Annotated in this window: 18 protein-coding genes; 11 read left to right on the forward strand and 7 right to left on the reverse strand. The window is 66.2% G+C overall.

Translation table 11 applies throughout. From position 1 onward, the window contains the following. Positions 1-40 precede the first annotated feature (40 nt). Entirely contained in the window at positions 41-697 is a 657-nt protein-coding gene (gene cei / locus AU198_RS23140; RefSeq protein ID WP_064350908.1) for an envelope integrity protein Cei, read from the forward strand. A gap of 36 nt (positions 698-733) precedes the next feature. On the opposite strand, the gene AU198_RS23145 is transcribed toward cei, so the two are convergent. Further along, a complete protein-coding gene (locus AU198_RS23145; protein ID WP_064350909.1) occupies positions 734-1582 on the reverse strand; it encodes an inositol monophosphatase family protein in 849 nt (282 codons plus the stop codon). 135 nt (positions 1583-1717) lie between these two features. On the opposite strand from AU198_RS23145, the gene ppgK reads away from it, so the two are divergent. After that, entirely contained in the window at positions 1718-2524 is an 807-nt protein-coding gene (gene ppgK, locus AU198_RS23150) for a polyphosphate--glucose phosphotransferase (protein ID WP_064350910.1), read from the forward strand. A gap of 171 nt (positions 2525-2695) precedes the next feature. Further along, complete coding sequence (locus AU198_RS23155; protein WP_082691176.1) at positions 2696-4174, forward strand: RNA polymerase sigma factor; 1479 nt, start codon at positions 2696-2698, stop codon at positions 4172-4174. A 176-nt stretch (positions 4175-4350) separates the two neighbouring features. Here the strand turns inward: AU198_RS23155 and AU198_RS23160 are convergent, their stop codons facing one another. After that, positions 4351-5016 (reverse strand): hypothetical protein, encoded by a 666-nt coding sequence (locus tag AU198_RS23160; protein WP_064350912.1) that lies wholly within the window; start codon positions 5014-5016, stop codon positions 4351-4353. A gap of 290 nt (positions 5017-5306) precedes the next feature. Beyond that, the gene (locus tag AU198_RS23165; protein WP_156431726.1) at positions 5307-5789 is read right to left on the reverse strand and encodes a hypothetical protein; all 483 of its coding nucleotides are present in this window, start codon (positions 5787-5789) and stop codon (positions 5307-5309) included. A 194-nt stretch (positions 5790-5983) separates the two neighbouring features. On the opposite strand from AU198_RS23165, the gene AU198_RS23170 reads away from it, so the two are divergent. Next, positions 5984-7090 carry a methyltransferase gene (locus tag AU198_RS23170; RefSeq protein WP_064350914.1) on the forward strand — a complete coding sequence of 369 codons (1107 nt, stop codon included), beginning with the start codon at positions 5984-5986 and terminating at the stop codon, positions 7088-7090. Positions 7091-7100: 10 nt separating this feature from the next. Here the strand turns inward: AU198_RS23170 and AU198_RS23175 are convergent, their stop codons facing one another. Further along, positions 7101-7883, reverse strand: a complete 783-nt coding sequence (locus AU198_RS23175) for a hypothetical protein (protein ID WP_064350915.1) — start codon at positions 7881-7883, stop codon at positions 7101-7103. 93 nt (positions 7884-7976) lie between these two features. Next, complete coding sequence (locus tag AU198_RS23180) at positions 7977-8336, reverse strand: DUF952 domain-containing protein (RefSeq protein WP_064350916.1); 360 nt, start codon at positions 8334-8336, stop codon at positions 7977-7979. Between the two features lie 130 nt (positions 8337-8466). On the opposite strand from AU198_RS23180, the gene AU198_RS23185 reads away from it, so the two are divergent. Continuing rightward, entirely contained in the window at positions 8467-8661 is a 195-nt protein-coding gene (locus AU198_RS23185) for a DUF7455 domain-containing protein (RefSeq protein WP_064350917.1), read from the forward strand. A 64-nt stretch (positions 8662-8725) separates the two neighbouring features. Further along, positions 8726-9733: a YihY/virulence factor BrkB family protein gene (locus AU198_RS23190; RefSeq protein WP_064350918.1), complete on the forward strand. Its 1008-nt coding sequence runs from the start codon at positions 8726-8728 to the stop codon at positions 9731-9733. Here AU198_RS23190 and AU198_RS23195 read toward each other — a convergent pair. Further along, positions 9723-9959: a DUF3039 domain-containing protein gene (locus AU198_RS23195; protein ID WP_064350987.1), complete on the reverse strand. Its 237-nt coding sequence runs from the start codon at positions 9957-9959 to the stop codon at positions 9723-9725. The genes AU198_RS23190 and AU198_RS23195 overlap by 11 nt on opposite strands. 66 nt (positions 9960-10025) lie before the next feature. On the opposite strand from AU198_RS23195, the gene AU198_RS23200 reads away from it, so the two are divergent. The 3 genes from AU198_RS23200 to AU198_RS23210 all read left to right on the forward strand — a co-directional run bounded on the left by AU198_RS23200 (position 10026) and on the right by AU198_RS23210 (position 12365). Beyond that, a complete protein-coding gene (locus tag AU198_RS23200) occupies positions 10026-10427 on the forward strand; it encodes a DUF3099 domain-containing protein (protein ID WP_197416201.1) in 402 nt (133 codons plus the stop codon). 147 nt (positions 10428-10574) lie between these two features. Continuing rightward, positions 10575-11534: a sigma-70 family RNA polymerase sigma factor SigB gene (gene sigB / locus AU198_RS23205; RefSeq protein ID WP_064350920.1), complete on the forward strand. Its 960-nt coding sequence runs from the start codon at positions 10575-10577 to the stop codon at positions 11532-11534. 135 nt (positions 11535-11669) lie between these two features. Continuing rightward, positions 11670-12365, forward strand: coding sequence for an iron-dependent transcriptional repressor DtxR (locus AU198_RS23210; protein ID WP_064350921.1), 696 nt, complete (start codon positions 11670-11672; stop codon positions 12363-12365). Positions 12366-12388: 23 nt separating this feature from the next. Here AU198_RS23210 and AU198_RS23215 read toward each other — a convergent pair whose 3' ends face one another. Beyond that, entirely contained in the window at positions 12389-13429 is a 1041-nt protein-coding gene (locus tag AU198_RS23215) for a DUF4192 domain-containing protein (protein ID WP_064350922.1), read from the reverse strand. Positions 13430-13591: 162 nt separating this feature from the next. On the opposite strand from AU198_RS23215, the gene sthA reads away from it, so the two are divergent. Then, on the forward strand, positions 13592-14998 hold the full coding sequence (gene sthA / locus AU198_RS23220; protein ID WP_156431731.1) for a Si-specific NAD(P)(+) transhydrogenase: 1407 nt from the start codon (positions 13592-13594) through the stop codon (positions 14996-14998). Between the two features lie 135 nt (positions 14999-15133). After that, on the forward strand, positions 15134-16123 hold the full coding sequence (locus AU198_RS23225) for a proteasome assembly chaperone family protein (RefSeq protein ID WP_064350924.1): 990 nt from the start codon (positions 15134-15136) through the stop codon (positions 16121-16123). Positions 16124-16149 lie beyond the last annotated feature (26 nt).

Here is a 16149-nt window from a genome sequence, read left to right on the forward strand (position 1 = left end):
CGTTCGGGGATGGCGGGAACAGGGGCTTTAGAGTGCATGCGTGGTCGCGCAAATCACAGAGGGAACCGCGTTCGACGAACACGGTCGCCCCTTCCGGCGGCGGAACTTCCTCCCGGGCATCCTGTTGTTCGTCGCTCTCTCGGTGGTGACGTTGATGGTGTGGGTCATCGCCCTGAACCGCCCCGCCGACGTGCCGGAAGCAGCCATCTGCAATCCGCCGCCTGCGCCCAGCGACCCCAACGCGCCCGCCCCGACGCTGGGTGAACAGGTATCCAGTGCCGACATGGTCGACGTGAGCCCCGCCCGCCTCGCCGACACGAAGATCAGGGTGCTCAACGCCAGCGGTCAGGGTGGTCAGGCCGCCGAGGTCGCCAGCGCGCTGAAAGATCTCGGATTCGCCGAGCCGACCGCGGCAAACGATCCGATCTACTCGACCTCGCGGCTGGAATGCCAGGGCCAAATCCGGTTCGGCGAAGCCGGACAGGCCGCGGCCGCCGCGGTGTGGTTGGTGGCCCCGTGCACCGAACTCTTCCAGGACGAGCGCGGCGACGACAGCGTTGATCTGGCTCTCGGCACCGATTTCACCGAGTTGAGCAGCAGCGATGACATCGAGGCGGTGTTGGCCAGCCTGCGGCCCGACGCCACCCAGGCGGCCGACTCGTCGCTGCTGTCGAAGATCCACTCGGGAACCTGCTGAGCCTCGATCACCTCGTTCGGCAGCGGGTTTCGGGGTCTACGGCGCGCCTGCGCGGCGCAGCACGTCGTCCAGGGCGGCCGCGATGCCCGGTGCGGCGGCCGTGATGAACCCCGGCCCGCCGGTCGCCCCGCTTCCCTGCGGCAAGTGCAGCGTGGCACCGGCCTCCGCGGCGATCAGCGCTCCGGCGGCCCAGTCCCACAGGTGGACGCCGTCCTCGTAGTAGGCGTCGAGTTGACCCGCGGCCACCATGCACAGGTCCAGCGCGCACGATCCGATGCGACGTACGTCGCGCACCTCGGGCAGGACCCGCGTCAACACCGCGGCCTGCCGTGCCCGCTGTTCGCGGTCGTAGGAGAATCCCGTGCCCAGCAACGACATTGACAGGTCGTCGGCGGCGCTGGTGTGCAGTGGTGCGGTGGCTTCGCCGTCGCGCAGATAGGCGCCGTGGCCGAGCGCAGCCGAGTACACCGCGCCGGCAGGCACGTTCGCGACCGCACCCGCTACCGATCTCCCGCCGCGCCGCACGGCCACCGACACCGCGTAAGCCTCCAGCCCGTAGACGAAGTTGACCGTGCCGTCGATCGGATCGAGCACCCAGGTGAGGTCGTCCCCGTGCGCGGGGGTCCCGCCCTCCTCTTCACCGAGCACATGCTCACCGGGCCGCAGCTCTGCCAGCCTGTCGCGGATCAGCCGCTCGGTCTCGGTGTCGACGACCGTGACGGGGTCGGTGGGCGAGCTCTTGGTCCGCAGCCCCGAATCGTCCGTCGACGAGCCGGGGCCGCCGAAGACCTCGGCGCGGCGTTGCCGCACGAACGCGGCCGCTTCGGTGGCTAGTTGCTCGGCGACCGAGCGCAGCAGAACGGGATCGGCGTCGTTGTCGGGCATACATTCATCGCAGCACGTTCGGTCGCCGTTGTCGCCGACTGTCTGTCCGACAGGCCCGCGCAGCCACTTTCGACCCACTAAGGTGGGGGCCCACGAGGTGGCTGCGGCACGCCTGACCGAAGTAGAGGAGCGCTCATGACAGCGACCAATTCGCCCGCCGTCGCCCAGAGTGTCAACGGCAGTCAGCGGCGCGGATTCGGGATCGACGTCGGTGGCAGCGGCGTCAAGGGCGGCATCGTCGACCTGAACACCGGCCAACTGATCGGCGAGCGGTTCAAGCTGGCGACCCCGCAGCCCGCGACCCCCGAGGCGGTCAGCAAGACGGTCGCGGCCGTCGTCCGTGAGTTCGGCTGGACCGAGAAGGTGGGTGTCACCTACCCCGGCGTGGTCACCGACGGGATCGTGCGCACCGCGGCCAACGTCGACAAGCGTTGGATCGGCAGCAATGCCGCCGAGTTCTACAGCAATGCGCTCGACGGACAACCGGTCACAGTCCTGAACGACGCCGACGCCGCCGGATTGGCCGAGGAAAAGTTCGGCGCGGGCCGGGACAACACCGGGGTCATCGTGCTGTTGACCTTCGGCACCGGAATCGGTTCGGCGGTGATCCACAACGGGGCGCTCCTACCCAACACCGAGTTCGGCCACCTCGAGGTCGGCGGCAAGGAAGCCGAGCACCGCGCCGCGTCATCGGTGAAGGAACGCAAGGGCTGGAGCTACGAGCGCTGGACCGTCGAAGTCACGAAGGTGCTGGTAGCGGTGGAGAACGCGATCTGGCCGGACCTGTTCATCGCCGGCGGCGGCATCAGCCGCAAGGCCGAGAAGTGGATTCCCCTGCTCAAGAACCGTACGCCGGTGGTGGCCGCGGCTCTGCAGAACACCGCGGGCATCGTGGGCGCCGCGATGGCCGCTGAAGTGGACGTCACAGCTACCGCCAAGTAGCCACGCCCGGATTTGCCGCTGGAGGCGGCGTTATCCCACACTGTCGTTACAATGGTCGACGGCGGCCGCAGCCTGGATAGCGACGATTATCAACCGCCAATATTCGACAGCCGACGCTCATCGATGGGGCTTACCCTGCCCGTGATGAGGTAGCACAAGGAAAGGGTGTACGTGGCAGCGACAAAAGCAAGCCCGGCAACCGATGAGCCGGTGAAGCGCACCGCTACCAAGACCGCCCCCGCCAAGAAGACCGCGGCGAAGTCGGCCAACGGGACGGCACCGGCCAAGAAGGCGGCCAAGTCCCGCACCACCAAGGCCGCCGCCAAGGCGAGCACCGCAGGCAAGGCACCAGCGAAGGCGTCGAAGGCCGCCAAGACCGCCGCGCCCCGCGGTCGCGCCAAGAAGGCCACCGCGGCTGAGCCCGAAACCACCAAGGTCGACGCCGAGGCCGACGACCTCGAGAGCGACGACATCGAAGCCGAGCCCGGCGAGGATCTCGCGGTAGAGGAAGCCGACATCGACCTGGAGGATCTCGAGGTCGACGACGAAGCCACCGAGGACAGTGCGGAAGCCGCCGAAGGCGACGCGCCCGCCGCGGAAGCCGACGCCGCCACGGAGGACGACGAGATCGCCGAGCCGTCGGAGAAGGACAAGGCATCCGGCGACTTCGTCTGGGACGAAGAGGAATCCGAGGCGCTTCGACAGGCCCGCAAGGACGCCGAACTGACCGCGTCGGCCGACTCGGTGCGTGCCTACCTCAAGCAGATCGGCAAGGTAGCCCTGCTCAACGCCGAAGAAGAGGTCGAGCTCGCCAAGCGCATCGAGGCCGGGTTGTACGCGACCCAGTTGATGGCCGAGCTCGCCGAGAAGGGCGAGAAGCTGCCCGCCGCGCAACGCCGCGACATGATGTGGATCTGTCGTGACGGCGACCGTGCGAAAAACCATCTGCTGGAAGCGAACTTGCGTCTGGTGGTGTCGCTGGCCAAGCGCTACACGGGTCGCGGCATGGCGTTTTTGGACCTCATCCAGGAAGGCAACCTGGGTCTGATCCGCGCCGTCGAGAAGTTCGATTACACCAAGGGCTACAAGTTCTCCACCTATGCCACCTGGTGGATCCGCCAGGCGATCACCCGCGCGATGGCCGACCAGGCCCGCACCATCCGCATCCCCGTGCACATGGTCGAGGTGATCAACAAGCTCGGCCGTATCCAGCGTGAGCTGCTCCAGGACTTGGGTCGCGAGCCCACTCCGGAGGAGCTGGCCAAGGAGATGGACATCACGCCGGAGAAGGTGCTGGAGATCCAGCAGTACGCGCGCGAACCGATCTCGCTGGACCAGACCATCGGCGACGAGGGCGATTCGCAGCTGGGCGACTTCATCGAGGATTCCGAGGCCGTGGTGGCCGTGGACGCGGTGTCGTTCACGCTGCTGCAGGATCAGCTGCAGTCGGTACTGGAAACGCTGTCCGAGCGTGAAGCCGGCGTGGTGCGGCTGCGGTTCGGGCTCACCGATGGTCAGCCGCGCACGCTCGACGAGATCGGTCAGGTGTACGGAGTGACGCGCGAGCGCATCCGCCAGATCGAATCGAAGACCATGTCAAAGTTGCGCCACCCAAGCCGTTCTCAAGTTCTGCGCGACTACCTGGACTAGGCAACACGCCGATTGGCCTTGCGGTCATCGCGTTGGGGAACTTCGGAATCAGCAGTCGGAGCCGACTGCCCGCGGTAATCCATGCGGCCTCGGTGTCCGAGCTGAGATCAAGGAAAGGGCAGGTGTTCCCTGTGGAACACCTGCCCTCACCCAACCAACTTCCTAAACGCCAACCGTCATTCGTGAATCACCTCCTGGCAGCCCGGGCCGCAGTTGGGGTCCATATCGGGGGAAGGACCGGGGAAGGGGACGTACTCGCCCAGAGCCGGGTGGGACGTGGCGGTTTGGGACGGACTCTGCAGCAACTCCGGAACCATGTTGCCCTGGACATGGTTGTCGCCAGCGGCCGGCGGCTCGAGCTTGACACCGGGAATCAAGTGAGCGTTGACGACCTGGGAGTCATCAGCGAGCGGCGGCTCCAGCTCGACACCGGGAATGAGGTGACCGTGGACCTCGGTGTTATCAGCGGCCGGCGGTACCAACGTCACACCCGGAATCAAGTGGGCATGAACCTCGGCGTCGCCACTCGAAGGAGCCGGTACGCCGTTCTGCTCAGGGGCTGATGTCTCCGCGTGCTGCACCGGCGGCACGGTCTCGGCGTGCTGCGCCGAAGGCACGGTCTCGGCGTGCTGCGCCGACGGTGTCGACTCGGCGTGCTGCTCAGAGGCCGATGTGGAGTTCGTCGACCCAGAGTGATCGGCAGGTGCTGCGGACGCGGCACCTGCCACGCCGAGCGCGGCAAGACCCAGGGCCCCCGCGATGACGGCAGCGGTGGCGAGCTTCTTGATCGCGCCGACGGTGGTGATGGTCGTGGCGGGCTTGGTGGACAGGGTATTGGTCATTGGACTTCCTTCTCTCGGAGCCACAGCGTGTCTGTGGTCGAGATAGAGAATCGGTCGACGTACTCAACGGATTCTCAATGCGCCCGCAGATGTGTCGCGACCGCACGAAGACGGGTTCGGCCCGTCACCGGCACATGGTGACGGACCAAACACCGGGCAGGACGCGGCGGTGGCGAAACATCTTGTCAGTCAGGGAAATCAGAGCATCCGATGCTCACGGCGATGTGCGTTGACCCCACCATGGGCACAGCGCTTACCGCCCTCTGGTGCGCGGCTGTCCCGATAAGCGCCTACAGCGGTGGCGGTGGCGGCGGCGGCCCAACCCTGCTCAGCTCGAACTCGTTGGCGCCGTTGTAGACGTCACCGCATATCCCTGGTTCGTAGTAGGAGCGCACGCCCTTGCCGTTTGCGGCATCCCAGGCGTAATTCATGGGCAGATCGTGCTGCGAGCCGTCCTCGCACGTGATCGCATCGGGTGTTGGGACGTCCCGCATGATCCACCAGCCGACCTGCCAATAGGCGTTCGCGCTCCATCCTGGCGACTTTCGCTCGGCGTCACCCGCGCCGTATTCGGTGACGCGCACGCACTGAAACGCATCGCCTTCACAAGGCGTGACGACCCACGTCGTCGGGCCCCATTCGTAGGCGGCTTCGTAGGTGCCGAGCGCATTCGCCGTGATTTGATCCGTGCCTTTCGCGGGAGCCGCGAATCCCACCGCGACCATGCCTGCCGCGAGGACAGACGCCGCCGCGGTCACCCCCCTGCTTCCCATTGGCGCTCCTTCGTGTCCGGCTCGCGTCTTAGGCAGTATGCCTCGCGAGGGACCACTGCCGACTCGATTTTCAAGCAACGCCGCGCGTCGTGCTGTCCGGCGTGATTCGCGGCGAGCGTGTACAAAGACGACTGTCGGAGACACGCCGCGCCGCCGTCCAGCCGCTGGGCGGCAAACAGGCGATATCGCCTGTAATGTTCCGCGCCGTGCCGAACAAGCCCGCGAAGGTGCCGCCGATGCCCGTGGTCCGCGTTCTCGACCGACTGCGCGCGGCCCTGCAACATGTCCTTCGCTCGACGGTGCCCCCAAGCGTCGCGATTCTCGAGACGGCCACCGGCGCATGGACGACGCAGACGATGTACGTCGCCGCGAAACTCGGCGTCGCCGACGAACTCGCGAAGGGACCGGCGTGCGCCGCCGACATCGCCGACCGGGTAGGGGCCGACGCGGACGCCCTGTACCGGCTGATGCGGGCACTGACGTCCAAGGGCCTTCTCGAGCATCAGCGCGACGACACCTTCAGCCTGACGAAGGTCGGCCAAACCTTGCGCGCCGACCACCCGGAGTCGATGCGCGACATGGTGCTGTTCATCGGGCACCCGGCCCGCTGGGAGGACTGGGGCAACCTGCTGCACTCGGTGCAGACCGGTGAACCGTCGGTCATCAAGCTGCGCGGCATGCCGTACTTCGACTACCTGGAGACCGACCCCGAGCTGGCCCAGGTGTTCAACAAAGCGATGACCGCGACGAGTGGTATCACCAACGAAATCGCGCTCAGTCAATACGATTTCAGCACCTTCAAGCTGATCGTCGACGTCGGAGGCGGGCACGGCCTGCTGCTCTCGACGATTCTGAAGCGCGCGCCGGATGCCCGTGGCATCGTCTACGACCTGCCGTCGGTCATCACGGACGCCGCGTTCACGTCCACGGCCGCGGGAGTGGCAGAACGCTGCACGGCCGAAGGCGGTTCATTCCTGGACAGGGTGCCCGAAGGCGGTGACGCCTATGTGATGAAGAACATCATTCACGACTGGGACGACGCCACGTCGTTGACGATTCTGCGCAACATCCGCACCGCGATCGCACCTCACGGCAAGCTGCTCCTGTTGGAAATGGTTCTGCCGCAACGGGCTACGCAGTTCATCGGCTTCCAGCTCGACCTGGAGATGCTCGTCACGGTGGGCGGCAGGGAACGTACCCGCGCCGATTACACGAAACTGCTGCGCAACGCGGGCTTCCGCCTCGACCGCGTCATCGACACCGTCACCCCGATCTCGATCGTGGAAGCCTCGCCAATCTAGGCCGGGCAGGTCACCGCTTCTTGTCGCGCACCTTGTACGTCGAAGGCCACGATTCGCGCGTCTCGTCGCCGGTCAACGGAATGCCCTTGCTTCCGATCTTGATGTCGTAGGCCTCCTTGCCCGGGCCGACCTCTCGGTTGGCGTGCTCGGTGGCCAGGTACATCAACTGGTCGATCTCGGCTTCGGCGAATGCGACGAACGACGTCTTGCGCACGATGTCATCCGCTCCGGCTGCGATGCGGTCCGGCAGCACCCGCGTGGCGAACGCCGCGCCCGCCAACAACACGGACGGGATGACCCAGTAGCAGATGAACGACAGTGGCGACTCGGTGTCACGAATCGTCGCGTCGCGGTCGACGATCGGCGGGATCACCGACGACAGCGTCGTACCGCCGAACACCGCCACCCAGATCCACGTCAGCTGTGAGGTGACGCGCGCGAACAGATCGCTCTTGACGACGTGGGGTTGCTGGCCGGCTTCGGCGAACTCCCGCACGAACGGCTTGCCGATCATCGCGCCGGCGAGTGCAACGAGGAAGATGCCTGCGTTGCTCAGTGGCAGCATCCACCGTGCCGAGAACGTTTCGTCAAGCGCGAATGTGAGCACCGCCAAAACCAGAAACGTTGCCAGCGCGCCTATTTCGAGTATGCGCCCGGGCCCGCCGCGAACCTGCCCCAGTGCGAATGCGGCAAGCGCGACCGCAAGAGCGATCAGCGCCGCGATGGTGAACGCAACGTTGCCGACGAGCACCCAGTAGACGATCCACGGTGCGAGACCTAACAAAATGCCCACGATTTGTAAGTGTACGTAGGCCCCTCCGGCCGGTGGAAGCGATCTAGTTTGATGCGATGCGAGAGCGGCGCAACGTGGCCTCCGAGGCGAGGGTCAGGGCGCCAACGGAGCGAACCGACCCTCGGAGCCCGGCCGGTAAGACGTGACGCGGATCACAGCTTCGACTGGCAAAGGGCCGTAGAGATGTGGGAACTCCATCCCCACGGGATCAGCGGGCAGCCCGGGTTCCCAGCGAACCGGAGAGGACAGTCGTGCGGCGTCGATGTGGAGCAGTACCAGGTCGGTACGACCGGCGTACAGCCGGTTGGCCGGTAGGTGCACCTGCTCGGGTGTCGACAGATGCACGAAGCCGCTCGCGATCAACGAAGCGGGGCGATGCTCGCCGCGTGCTTGAGCAGACTTCCAATCGTCTTTGCTACACAGGTGGACCAGTACGGTGGGCGGCGGGCTCATATAGCCAGCCTGCCGCGCCGGCAACTCGAGGTAACGGTGAGACACGACACACCGGTAGAGCCTTTGGGAACAACGCCGAAACCCAAAACGTCTGAGACAGTAGATGCACGCGACAGTACGGAGGTCCGCAATGACGAACGCAACGCTCACCAGTCCCCCATTGACCCGGGCTGACCGCTGCGATCGTTGCGGCGCCGCGGCACGAGTTCGCGCGAAGCTCCCGTCGGGAGCGGAGTTGCTCTTCTGCCAGCACCACGCCAATGAGCACGAGGCCAAGCTGATCGAGCTGGCGGCCGTGCTCGAAGTGAGCCCGGTGGAGGCATAGCACCCGACACGGCGGACAGCCGCTCTGGGCACGAGCACCTTGCGTCAGTAATGCTGGACTGGTCATGAGTGACCAGCCCCGGCCGCTGCCGACGAAGCCGTCGCGCCACCACATTCGCCACATCGTGGGGCGCACGTTGTCCAAGAGCTGGGACGACTCGATCTTCTCGGAGTCCGCGCAGGCGGCGTTCTGGTCGGCGTTGTCGCTTCCGCCCCTGCTGTTGGGGATGCTCGGCAGCCTGGCCTACATCGCGCCGCTGTTCGGCCCCGACACGCTTCCGATGATCGAGAACCAGATCATCGACACCGCCGCGAGGTTCTTCTCCACGAACGTGGTGAGCGAGATCATCGAGCCGACGGTCCGCGACATCGTCAAGGGCGCCCGCGGTGAAGTCGTCTCGCTGGGGTTCGTGATCTCGCTGTGGGCCGGGTCATCGGCCATCTCGGCGTTCGTGGATTCGATCACCGAGGCGCACGGCCAGACCCCGCTGCGCCACCCGGTCCGTCAGCGGTTCTACGCGCTCGGCCTCTACGTGGTGATGTTGATCGGTGCGATCCTCGCGGCGCCGTTCATCGCGTTGGGGCCGCGAAAGATCGCGACGTACATACCGGACAGCTGGGACCACGTTCTGCGGTTCGGCTACTACCCGGTGCTGATTCTGGCGCTGATCGTGTCCGTCAACCTGCTCTACCGGGTCTCGCTGCCCAAGCCATTGCCGTCGCACCGGTTGCTGCTGGGCTCGATCCTGGCCACTCTGGTGTTCCTGTTGGCGACGTTCGGGCTGCGCTTCTACCTGACGTGGATCACCGCAACCGGCTACACCTACGGCGCGTTGGCGACGCCGATCGCCTTCTTGCTGTTCGCGTTCTTCCTCGGCTTCGCGATCATGATCGGCGCCGAACTCAACGCCGCGATTCAGGAGGAATGGCCGGCGGCCGACACACACGCCAAGCGTTTCCAGTGGTGGTTGAGGGGAAAAGCCGACTCAATCAACGGCGTCGTTGCCGAGGGAGCACCGGCAGCCGCTCCGGCGTCCCCGGCGGGAGCGGCGACCGACCGGGCTACTTCTTGAGCTTCTCGTAGATGCGCTTGCACTCCGGGCACACCGGCGATCCGGGCTTGGCCGACTTCGTCACCGGGAACACCTCGCCGCACAGCGCGACGACGTGGGTGCCCATCACCGCGCTCTCGGCAATCTTGTCCTTCTTGACATAGTGGAAGAACTTCGGGGTATCGCTGTCAGTCCCGTCGTCGACGCGTTCGTCGGTGTCGGTGCGCTCGATCGTCTGGGTTTGCATGACACCCATTTTGCCCGTAAGAAAACCGACCCGTACAGCGGAGCCACAATGTGGGACAGTGAAAGTATGAAACAAAGCCCCGAGCTGAGTTTCGACGACGACGGCCGGCCCGTCCTGATCACTCGCGCCGCCCCCGCCTACGAGGAACAGCACCGCCAACGGGTTCGCAAGTACTTGACGCTCATGTCGTTTCGTATTCCGGCCCTCGTACTGGCCGCGATCGCTTACGGCATCTGGCACAACGGCCTGATCTCATTGGCGATTCTCGTCGGCTCGATTCCGTTGCCGTGGATCGCCGTGCTCATCGCCAACGACCGCCCGCCGCGGCGTCCGGAAGAGCCGCGTCGCTACGACAACCGCCGTCACTCCTCCGAGGTCCCGACCGCCGAACGGCCGGCGCTCGAGCGCCGCACGGTGGCACCGCCGCAACCCGGAGAGCGAGGCTCGAACGGTGATGTTCCCAGCTGAGACGCTTCTATCCCTTTTCTAAGGACATTCTCAGGTCGGCTCCGAGAAACCGCTGATCAGAAGGTGTGAACCAGTCAATGGCTGGGAACTCTTTGGACCTCGTGGGCGTTGTAGCTCATGACAGTTCGACTTGATCAGGAGGCCGTCATGGCAAATGCCAGCACCATCCGCGTCGACCAGGACCTGGACGCCCAGAGTCCAGCGGCTGACCTCGTACGCGTGTATCTCAATGGTATTGGCAAGACTGCCTTGCTCAACGCCGCCGATGAGGTGGAACTCGCAAAGCGCATCGAGGCCGGGCTATACGCCAAGCACCTGCTCGAGACGCGGAAGCGCTTGGGCGAGAACCGCAAACGTGATCTTGCCGCCGTGGTCCGCGACGGTGAAGCCGCGCGGCGCCACCTTCTCGAAGCCAACCTGCGCCTGGTCGTCTCGCTGGCGAAGCGCTACACCGGCCGCGGGATGCCACTGCTCGACCTGATCCAGGAAGGCAACCTCGGCCTGATCCGGGCGATGGAAAAGTTCGACTACGCCAAGGGATTCAAGTTCTCGACGTACGCCACGTGGTGGATCCGCCAGGCGATCACCCGCGGCATGGCCGACCAGAGCCGCACGATCCGGCTTCCGGTGCACCTCGTCGAGCAGGTCAACAAGCTGGCTCGGATCAAGCGTGAGATGCACCAGAACCTCGGCCGTGAAGCCACCGATGATGAACTGGCGGCCGAGTCCGGAATCCCGGTGGAGAAGATCACCGATCTGCTCGAGCACAGCCGCGACCCGGTGAGCCTCGACATGCCGGTGGGTAGCGACGAGGAAGCGCCGCTGGGCGACTTCATCGAGGACGCCGAGGCGATGTCGGCCGAGAACGCGGTGATCTCCGAACTGCTGCACACCGACATCCGGCACGTGCTCGCCACGCTCGACGAGCGCGAACAGCAGGTGATCCGGTTGCGGTTCGGCCTCGACGACGGTCAGCCCCGCACCCTCGACCAGATCGGCAAGCTGTTCGGGCTCTCCCGCGAGCGGGTGCGCCAGATCGAGCGCGAGGTCATGGCCAAGCTCCGCAACGGCGAACGTGCCGATCGCCTCCGCTCGTACGCCAGCTGATTGCCCCGACGACGATCCCCGCCGCTTCGACCGGCGGGGATCGTGTCGTATCACGGTGTGCCGGTGTCGCAGACGTAACAACGCAGTTCAGGCCCTTCAGCCGGTAGACTCGGCCTTTGACGGAGGGTTAGCGCAATGAATGATCTGGTCGACACCACGGAGATGTACCTGCGGACGATCTACGACCTCGAGGAAGAGGGCGTGGTGCCCTTGCGTGCCCGCATCGCAGAGCGTCTCGATCAAAGCGGTCCCACCGTCAGCCAGACGGTGTCCCGGATGGAGCGCGACGGCCTGCTCCATGTCGCAGGCGATCGCCACCTCGAGCTGACCGAGAAGGGCCGCGCCCTCGCCGTCGCCGTCATGCGCAAGCACCGCCTCGCCGAAAGGCTGCTCGTCGACGTCATCGGCCTGCCCTGGGAGGAAGTGCACGCCGAGGCCTGCCGCTGGGAACACGTGATGAGCGAGGACGTCGAGCGCCGGCTTGTCCAGGTGCTGAACAACCCGACCACCTCGCCGTTCGGGAACCCGATCCCCGGCCTCTCGGAGCTGGGCCTGATCAGCACGTCGTCGGAAGGCGACCGGTTGAACCTCGTTCGGCTGACCGAACTACCCGCCGGAATGCCCGTCGCCGTGGTGGTGCGGCAGCTGACCGAGCACGTGCAGGGTGACGCCGACCTGATCAGCAGGCTCAAGGATGCTGGTGTGGTGCCCAACGCCCGTGTGACCGTGCAGATCAACGACCACGGCGGGGTGATGATCGTGATCCCCGGCCACGAACAGGTCGAACTGCCCCACCAGATGGCGCACGCCGTGAAGGTCGAGAAGGTATGACCGCCCGAGCCGGTGCGGGGCCCTCAACCGGCCCGCCGTCCGAAGGCCTGCCTGGGCGGTAGCCGGACTCCCAACTGGTCGGCCAACCGGTAGCCCGTCGCGGCCAGCTCCCGAATCTGCTCCGGCCGCAGACCCGACTGCAGCGCGGTGTCGAGCATGCGGGCCATCCGATGGGTAGCGTCGCAGCGCAGCGCTGCTTCCAGTGACACCCCGGCCAGCGGACCGTCGCCGCGGGCATAGGCCGAGAACGCCAACAACACCAGCGCTTCGGCCCGCCACGGCTCCGGGAGCCGCCGCGACAACTCCGCCCACAACGACTCGGCGTCTGCCGCGCACTCACCCACCGCGAGCGCGTACAGCGTGTCGCGCACCTGCAGATCGGTCAGTGCCGCCGCGATCCCGGTCACCGTCTCATCGGGCAGGTCCTCACCCGCAGACGCCCGCGCGGCCGCCGCGATCACGGCCTCGATCTCACTGCGCGCCTCGGCCTCCGAGCGACCTGCCTGCGCGTCCTCAATGAGGCCGGCCAACGCTTGCGCGCGGACGGGATCGGTGACCGCGATGACGTCCTGGAGTTCGGTGCGCCGGGCATAGAGCCGGCGCCCGTCCAGCACGGCGGCCATCGCGAGCGGCGACGCCGACGGGTCGTCCACGGTCCCCGAGGCGCCGCACCCATCGGCGCAATGCCACCGCCCGCCGGCCACGATCCGGTCGACGACATGGGCGGCAAGCAGTTCGATCCCCCGGTCGGCCAGGGCCGACGCCAGCATGGCGGCCAGCTCGCGGTATTCGTCGTTGCACAGACGACAGCCCGCACCGTCCTCGTCGACGACGACGGCGATCGCCGAGTCCGGTCGCGCCGCCGCGGCGACGTCGGCGACGTGCTCGACCGAGTCGGTCAGCTCGTCGGAGAGGTCCACCCGCATAACGCATCCCATCGCGCCGCGGTCCACAGTCACGAGCACGAGGGATTTCTCCGGAACGAAGCCCAGAACGGCGGGCAGGGCGGCGATCAGCACCGCCGGACGGTCGAGGCGGAAATCGGGTGAAGGTGAGGTCGTCATGGGGCCGACCCTTCCCGTCGACTCGGACGGCGGTCGCCTGTCGTCGGTCGCGACCCCCGCCGCTGTGGATGAATTCCGGCTTGGGGATGAATTCAGCTTCGGATAAGCCAGTCGGCGTGCGGAACTCGCCCAACCGGCGTACATCTTGTTGCCATGGCTTCCATGCTCGAGTACGACCTCGTGGTCATCGGTTCGGGACCAGGCGGGCAGAAAGCGGCGATCGCCGCGGCGAAGCTCGGGAAGACGGTCGCGGTCGTCGAGCGGGGACGCATGCTCGGTGGCGTTTGCGTGAACACCGGGACCATCCCCTCCAAGACGCTGCGGGAGGCGGTCGTCTACCTCACCGGCATGAGCCAGCGCGAGCTTTACGGCGCCAGCTACCGGGTCAAGGAAAAAATCACGCCCGCCGACCTGCTGGCGCGCACGAGCCACGTCATCGGCAAGGAGCAGGACGTCGTCCGCTCTCAGTTGATGCGCAACCGCATCGACCTCATCCAGGGCCACGGCAGGTTCATCGACGCGCACACCGTGCTGGTCGAGGAGCCCACCCGGGGTGAGCGCACCATGGTCAGCGGCGACTACATCGTGATCGCCACGGGCACCAAACCGGCCCGCCCCGCGGGTGTCGAGTTCGACGAGGAGCGCGTGCTCGACTCCGACGGGATCCTCGATCTCAAGTCGCTGCCCTCGTCGATGGTCGTGGTGGGCGCTGGGGTGATCGGGATCGAATATGCCTCGATGTTCGCGGCACTCGGCACGAAGGTCACCGTCGTCGAGAAGCGCGACACGATGTTGGACTTTTGCGATCCGGAGATCGTCGAGTCGTTGAAGTTCCACCTGCGCGACCTTGCCGTGACGTTCCGGTTCGGCGAGGAGGTGACCGCGGTCGACGTCGGGTCCGCAGGCACGGTGACCACACTGGCCAGCGGTAAGCAGATCCCCGCCGAGACGGTCATGTACTCCGCCGGGCGGCAGGGACAGACCGACCACCTCGATTTGGCGAACGCGGGGCTGGAGACCGACAGCCGTGGCCGCATCTTCGTTGACGACCAGTTCCAGACCAAGGTCGACCACATCTACGCCGTCGGCGACGTGATCGGATTTCCGGCACTGGCGGCCACCTCGATGGAACAGGGCCGGCTGGCGGCCTACTACGCCTTCGGGGAGCCGACCCAGGGCATCACCGAGATTCAGCCGATCGGCATCTACTCGATCCCGGAGGTGTCCTACGTCGGCGCCACGGAGGTCGAGTTGACCCGCGACGCGGTCCCCTACGAGGTCGGGGTCTCGCGCTATCGCGAGTTGGCCAGGGGCCAGATCGCCGGGGACTCGTACGGCATGCTCAAACTGCTGGTGTCGACCGACGATCTGCGCTTGCTGGGCGTGCACATCTTCGGCACCAGCGCGACCGAGATGGTGCACATCGGCCAGGCCGTGATGGGCTGCGGGGGAACGATCGACTACCTTGTCGACGCCGTGTTCAACTACCCCACCTTCTCGGAGGCCTACAAGGTCGCGGCGCTGGACGTGATGAACAAGCTGCGGGCGCTCAACCAGTTTCGCGCCTAGCCGACCGGGCCCCGGCAAGCGTTATCAAGGCGTTGCGCATGGGATGCCCGCCAGCGGGAACGCAACGTGCGCGAGACTAGTTGTCACTGTACGAAGACGTTAACGGTCTGGCACCACCGCAAGGAGGCGAGGCTCATGGCTGACAACGCCGGTAATCCGGAACAGCACTACCAGCCGGAACACTCAGGCATGTACGAGTTGGAGTTCCCCGCGCCCCAACTGTCGTCCAAGGACGGCCGGGGTCCGGTGCTGATCCACGCCCTCCAAGGCTTCTCCGACGCCGGCCACGCGATTCGGTTGGCCGCCCAGCATCTGAAGGACACGCTGGACACCGAGTTGGTGGCGTCGTTCGCGATCGACGAGCTGCTGGACTACCGGTCCCGGCGCCCGTTGATGACGTTCAAGACCGACCATTTCACCCACTACGAGGATCCAGAGCTCAGCCTGTACGCGATGCGCGACAGTGTCGGCACCCCGTTCCTGCTTCTCGCGGGCCTGGAACCAGATCTGCGCTGGGAGCGGTTCATCACCGCGGTCCGGCTTCTGGCCGAACGGCTCGACGTACGCCGCGTGGTGGGGCTGGGCACCATCCCCATGGCGGTGCCGCACACGCGGCCCATCACGATGACTGCGCACTCGAGCGACAAGGAACTCATCGCCGAACACCAACCGTGGATCGGCGAGGTTCAGGTTCCCGCAAGCGCGTCGAACCTGCTGGAGTTCCGGATGTCGCAGCACGGACACGAGGTGGTCGGCTTCACCGTCCACGTCCCGCACTATCTGGCCCAAACCGACTATCCCGCGGCGGCTGAGGCGTTGTTGGCCGAGGTGGCCCGGAACGCTTCTCTGGAGATCCCGCTCGAGGCGCTGGTCACGGCCGGTGCCGAGGTGTTGACCAAGATCAACGAGCAGGTCGAGCAGAGCCCCGAGGTGGCGCAGGTGGTCGCGGCGCTGGAACGCCAGTACGACGCCTACATGGCGGCCCAGGAGAACCGGTCCCTACTCGCCAGCGACGAGGACCTGCCCAGCGGCGAGGAACTCGGCGCCGAGTTCGAGCGGTTCCTGGCCCAGCAGGCCGAGAAGAAGTCGAAGGACCGATTCGACGACGGCGACGACGCCGGATGACGGTGAGTCGCCCGGTCAGCGGGCGA

It is taken from the genome of Mycobacterium sp. GA-1199 (genome assembly GCF_001500045.1).
Lineage (GTDB): Bacteria > Actinomycetota > Actinomycetes > Mycobacteriales > Mycobacteriaceae > Mycobacterium.

What these genes read in the sequence shown, in the direction of transcription:
- AU198_RS23145 (WP_064350909.1), bottom strand. Translation starts at nt 1,582, where the DNA reads ATGCCCGACAACGACGCCGATCCCGTTCTGCTGCGCTCGGTCGCCGAG.
- ppgK (WP_064350910.1), top strand. Translation starts at nt 1,718, where the DNA reads ATGACAGCGACCAATTCGCCCGCCGTCGCCCAGAGTGTCAACGGCAGT.
- AU198_RS23160 (WP_064350912.1), bottom strand. Translation starts at nt 5,016, where the DNA reads ATGACCAATACCCTGTCCACCAAGCCCGCCACGACCATCACCACCGTC.
- AU198_RS23165 (WP_156431726.1), bottom strand. Translation starts at nt 5,789, where the DNA reads ATGGGAAGCAGGGGGGTGACCGCGGCGGCGTCTGTCCTCGCGGCAGGC.
- AU198_RS23170 (WP_064350914.1), top strand. Translation starts at nt 5,984, where the DNA reads ATGTTCCGCGCCGTGCCGAACAAGCCCGCGAAGGTGCCGCCGATGCCC.
- AU198_RS23180 (WP_064350916.1), bottom strand. Translation starts at nt 8,336, where the DNA reads ATGAGCCCGCCGCCCACCGTACTGGTCCACCTGTGTAGCAAAGACGAT.
- AU198_RS23185 (WP_064350917.1), top strand. Translation starts at nt 8,467, where the DNA reads ATGACGAACGCAACGCTCACCAGTCCCCCATTGACCCGGGCTGACCGC.
- AU198_RS23190 (WP_064350918.1), top strand. Translation starts at nt 8,726, where the DNA reads ATGAGTGACCAGCCCCGGCCGCTGCCGACGAAGCCGTCGCGCCACCAC.
- AU198_RS23195 (WP_064350987.1), bottom strand. Translation starts at nt 9,959, where the DNA reads ATGCAAACCCAGACGATCGAGCGCACCGACACCGACGAACGCGTCGAC.
- AU198_RS23200 (WP_197416201.1), top strand. Translation starts at nt 10,026, where the DNA reads ATGAAACAAAGCCCCGAGCTGAGTTTCGACGACGACGGCCGGCCCGTC.
- sigB (WP_064350920.1), top strand. Translation starts at nt 10,575, where the DNA reads ATGGCAAATGCCAGCACCATCCGCGTCGACCAGGACCTGGACGCCCAG.
- AU198_RS23210 (WP_064350921.1), top strand. Translation starts at nt 11,670, where the DNA reads ATGAATGATCTGGTCGACACCACGGAGATGTACCTGCGGACGATCTAC.
- AU198_RS23215 (WP_064350922.1), bottom strand. Translation starts at nt 13,429, where the DNA reads ATGACGACCTCACCTTCACCCGATTTCCGCCTCGACCGTCCGGCGGTG.
- sthA (WP_156431731.1), top strand. Translation starts at nt 13,592, where the DNA reads ATGCTCGAGTACGACCTCGTGGTCATCGGTTCGGGACCAGGCGGGCAG.
- AU198_RS23225 (WP_064350924.1), top strand. Translation starts at nt 15,134, where the DNA reads ATGGCTGACAACGCCGGTAATCCGGAACAGCACTACCAGCCGGAACAC.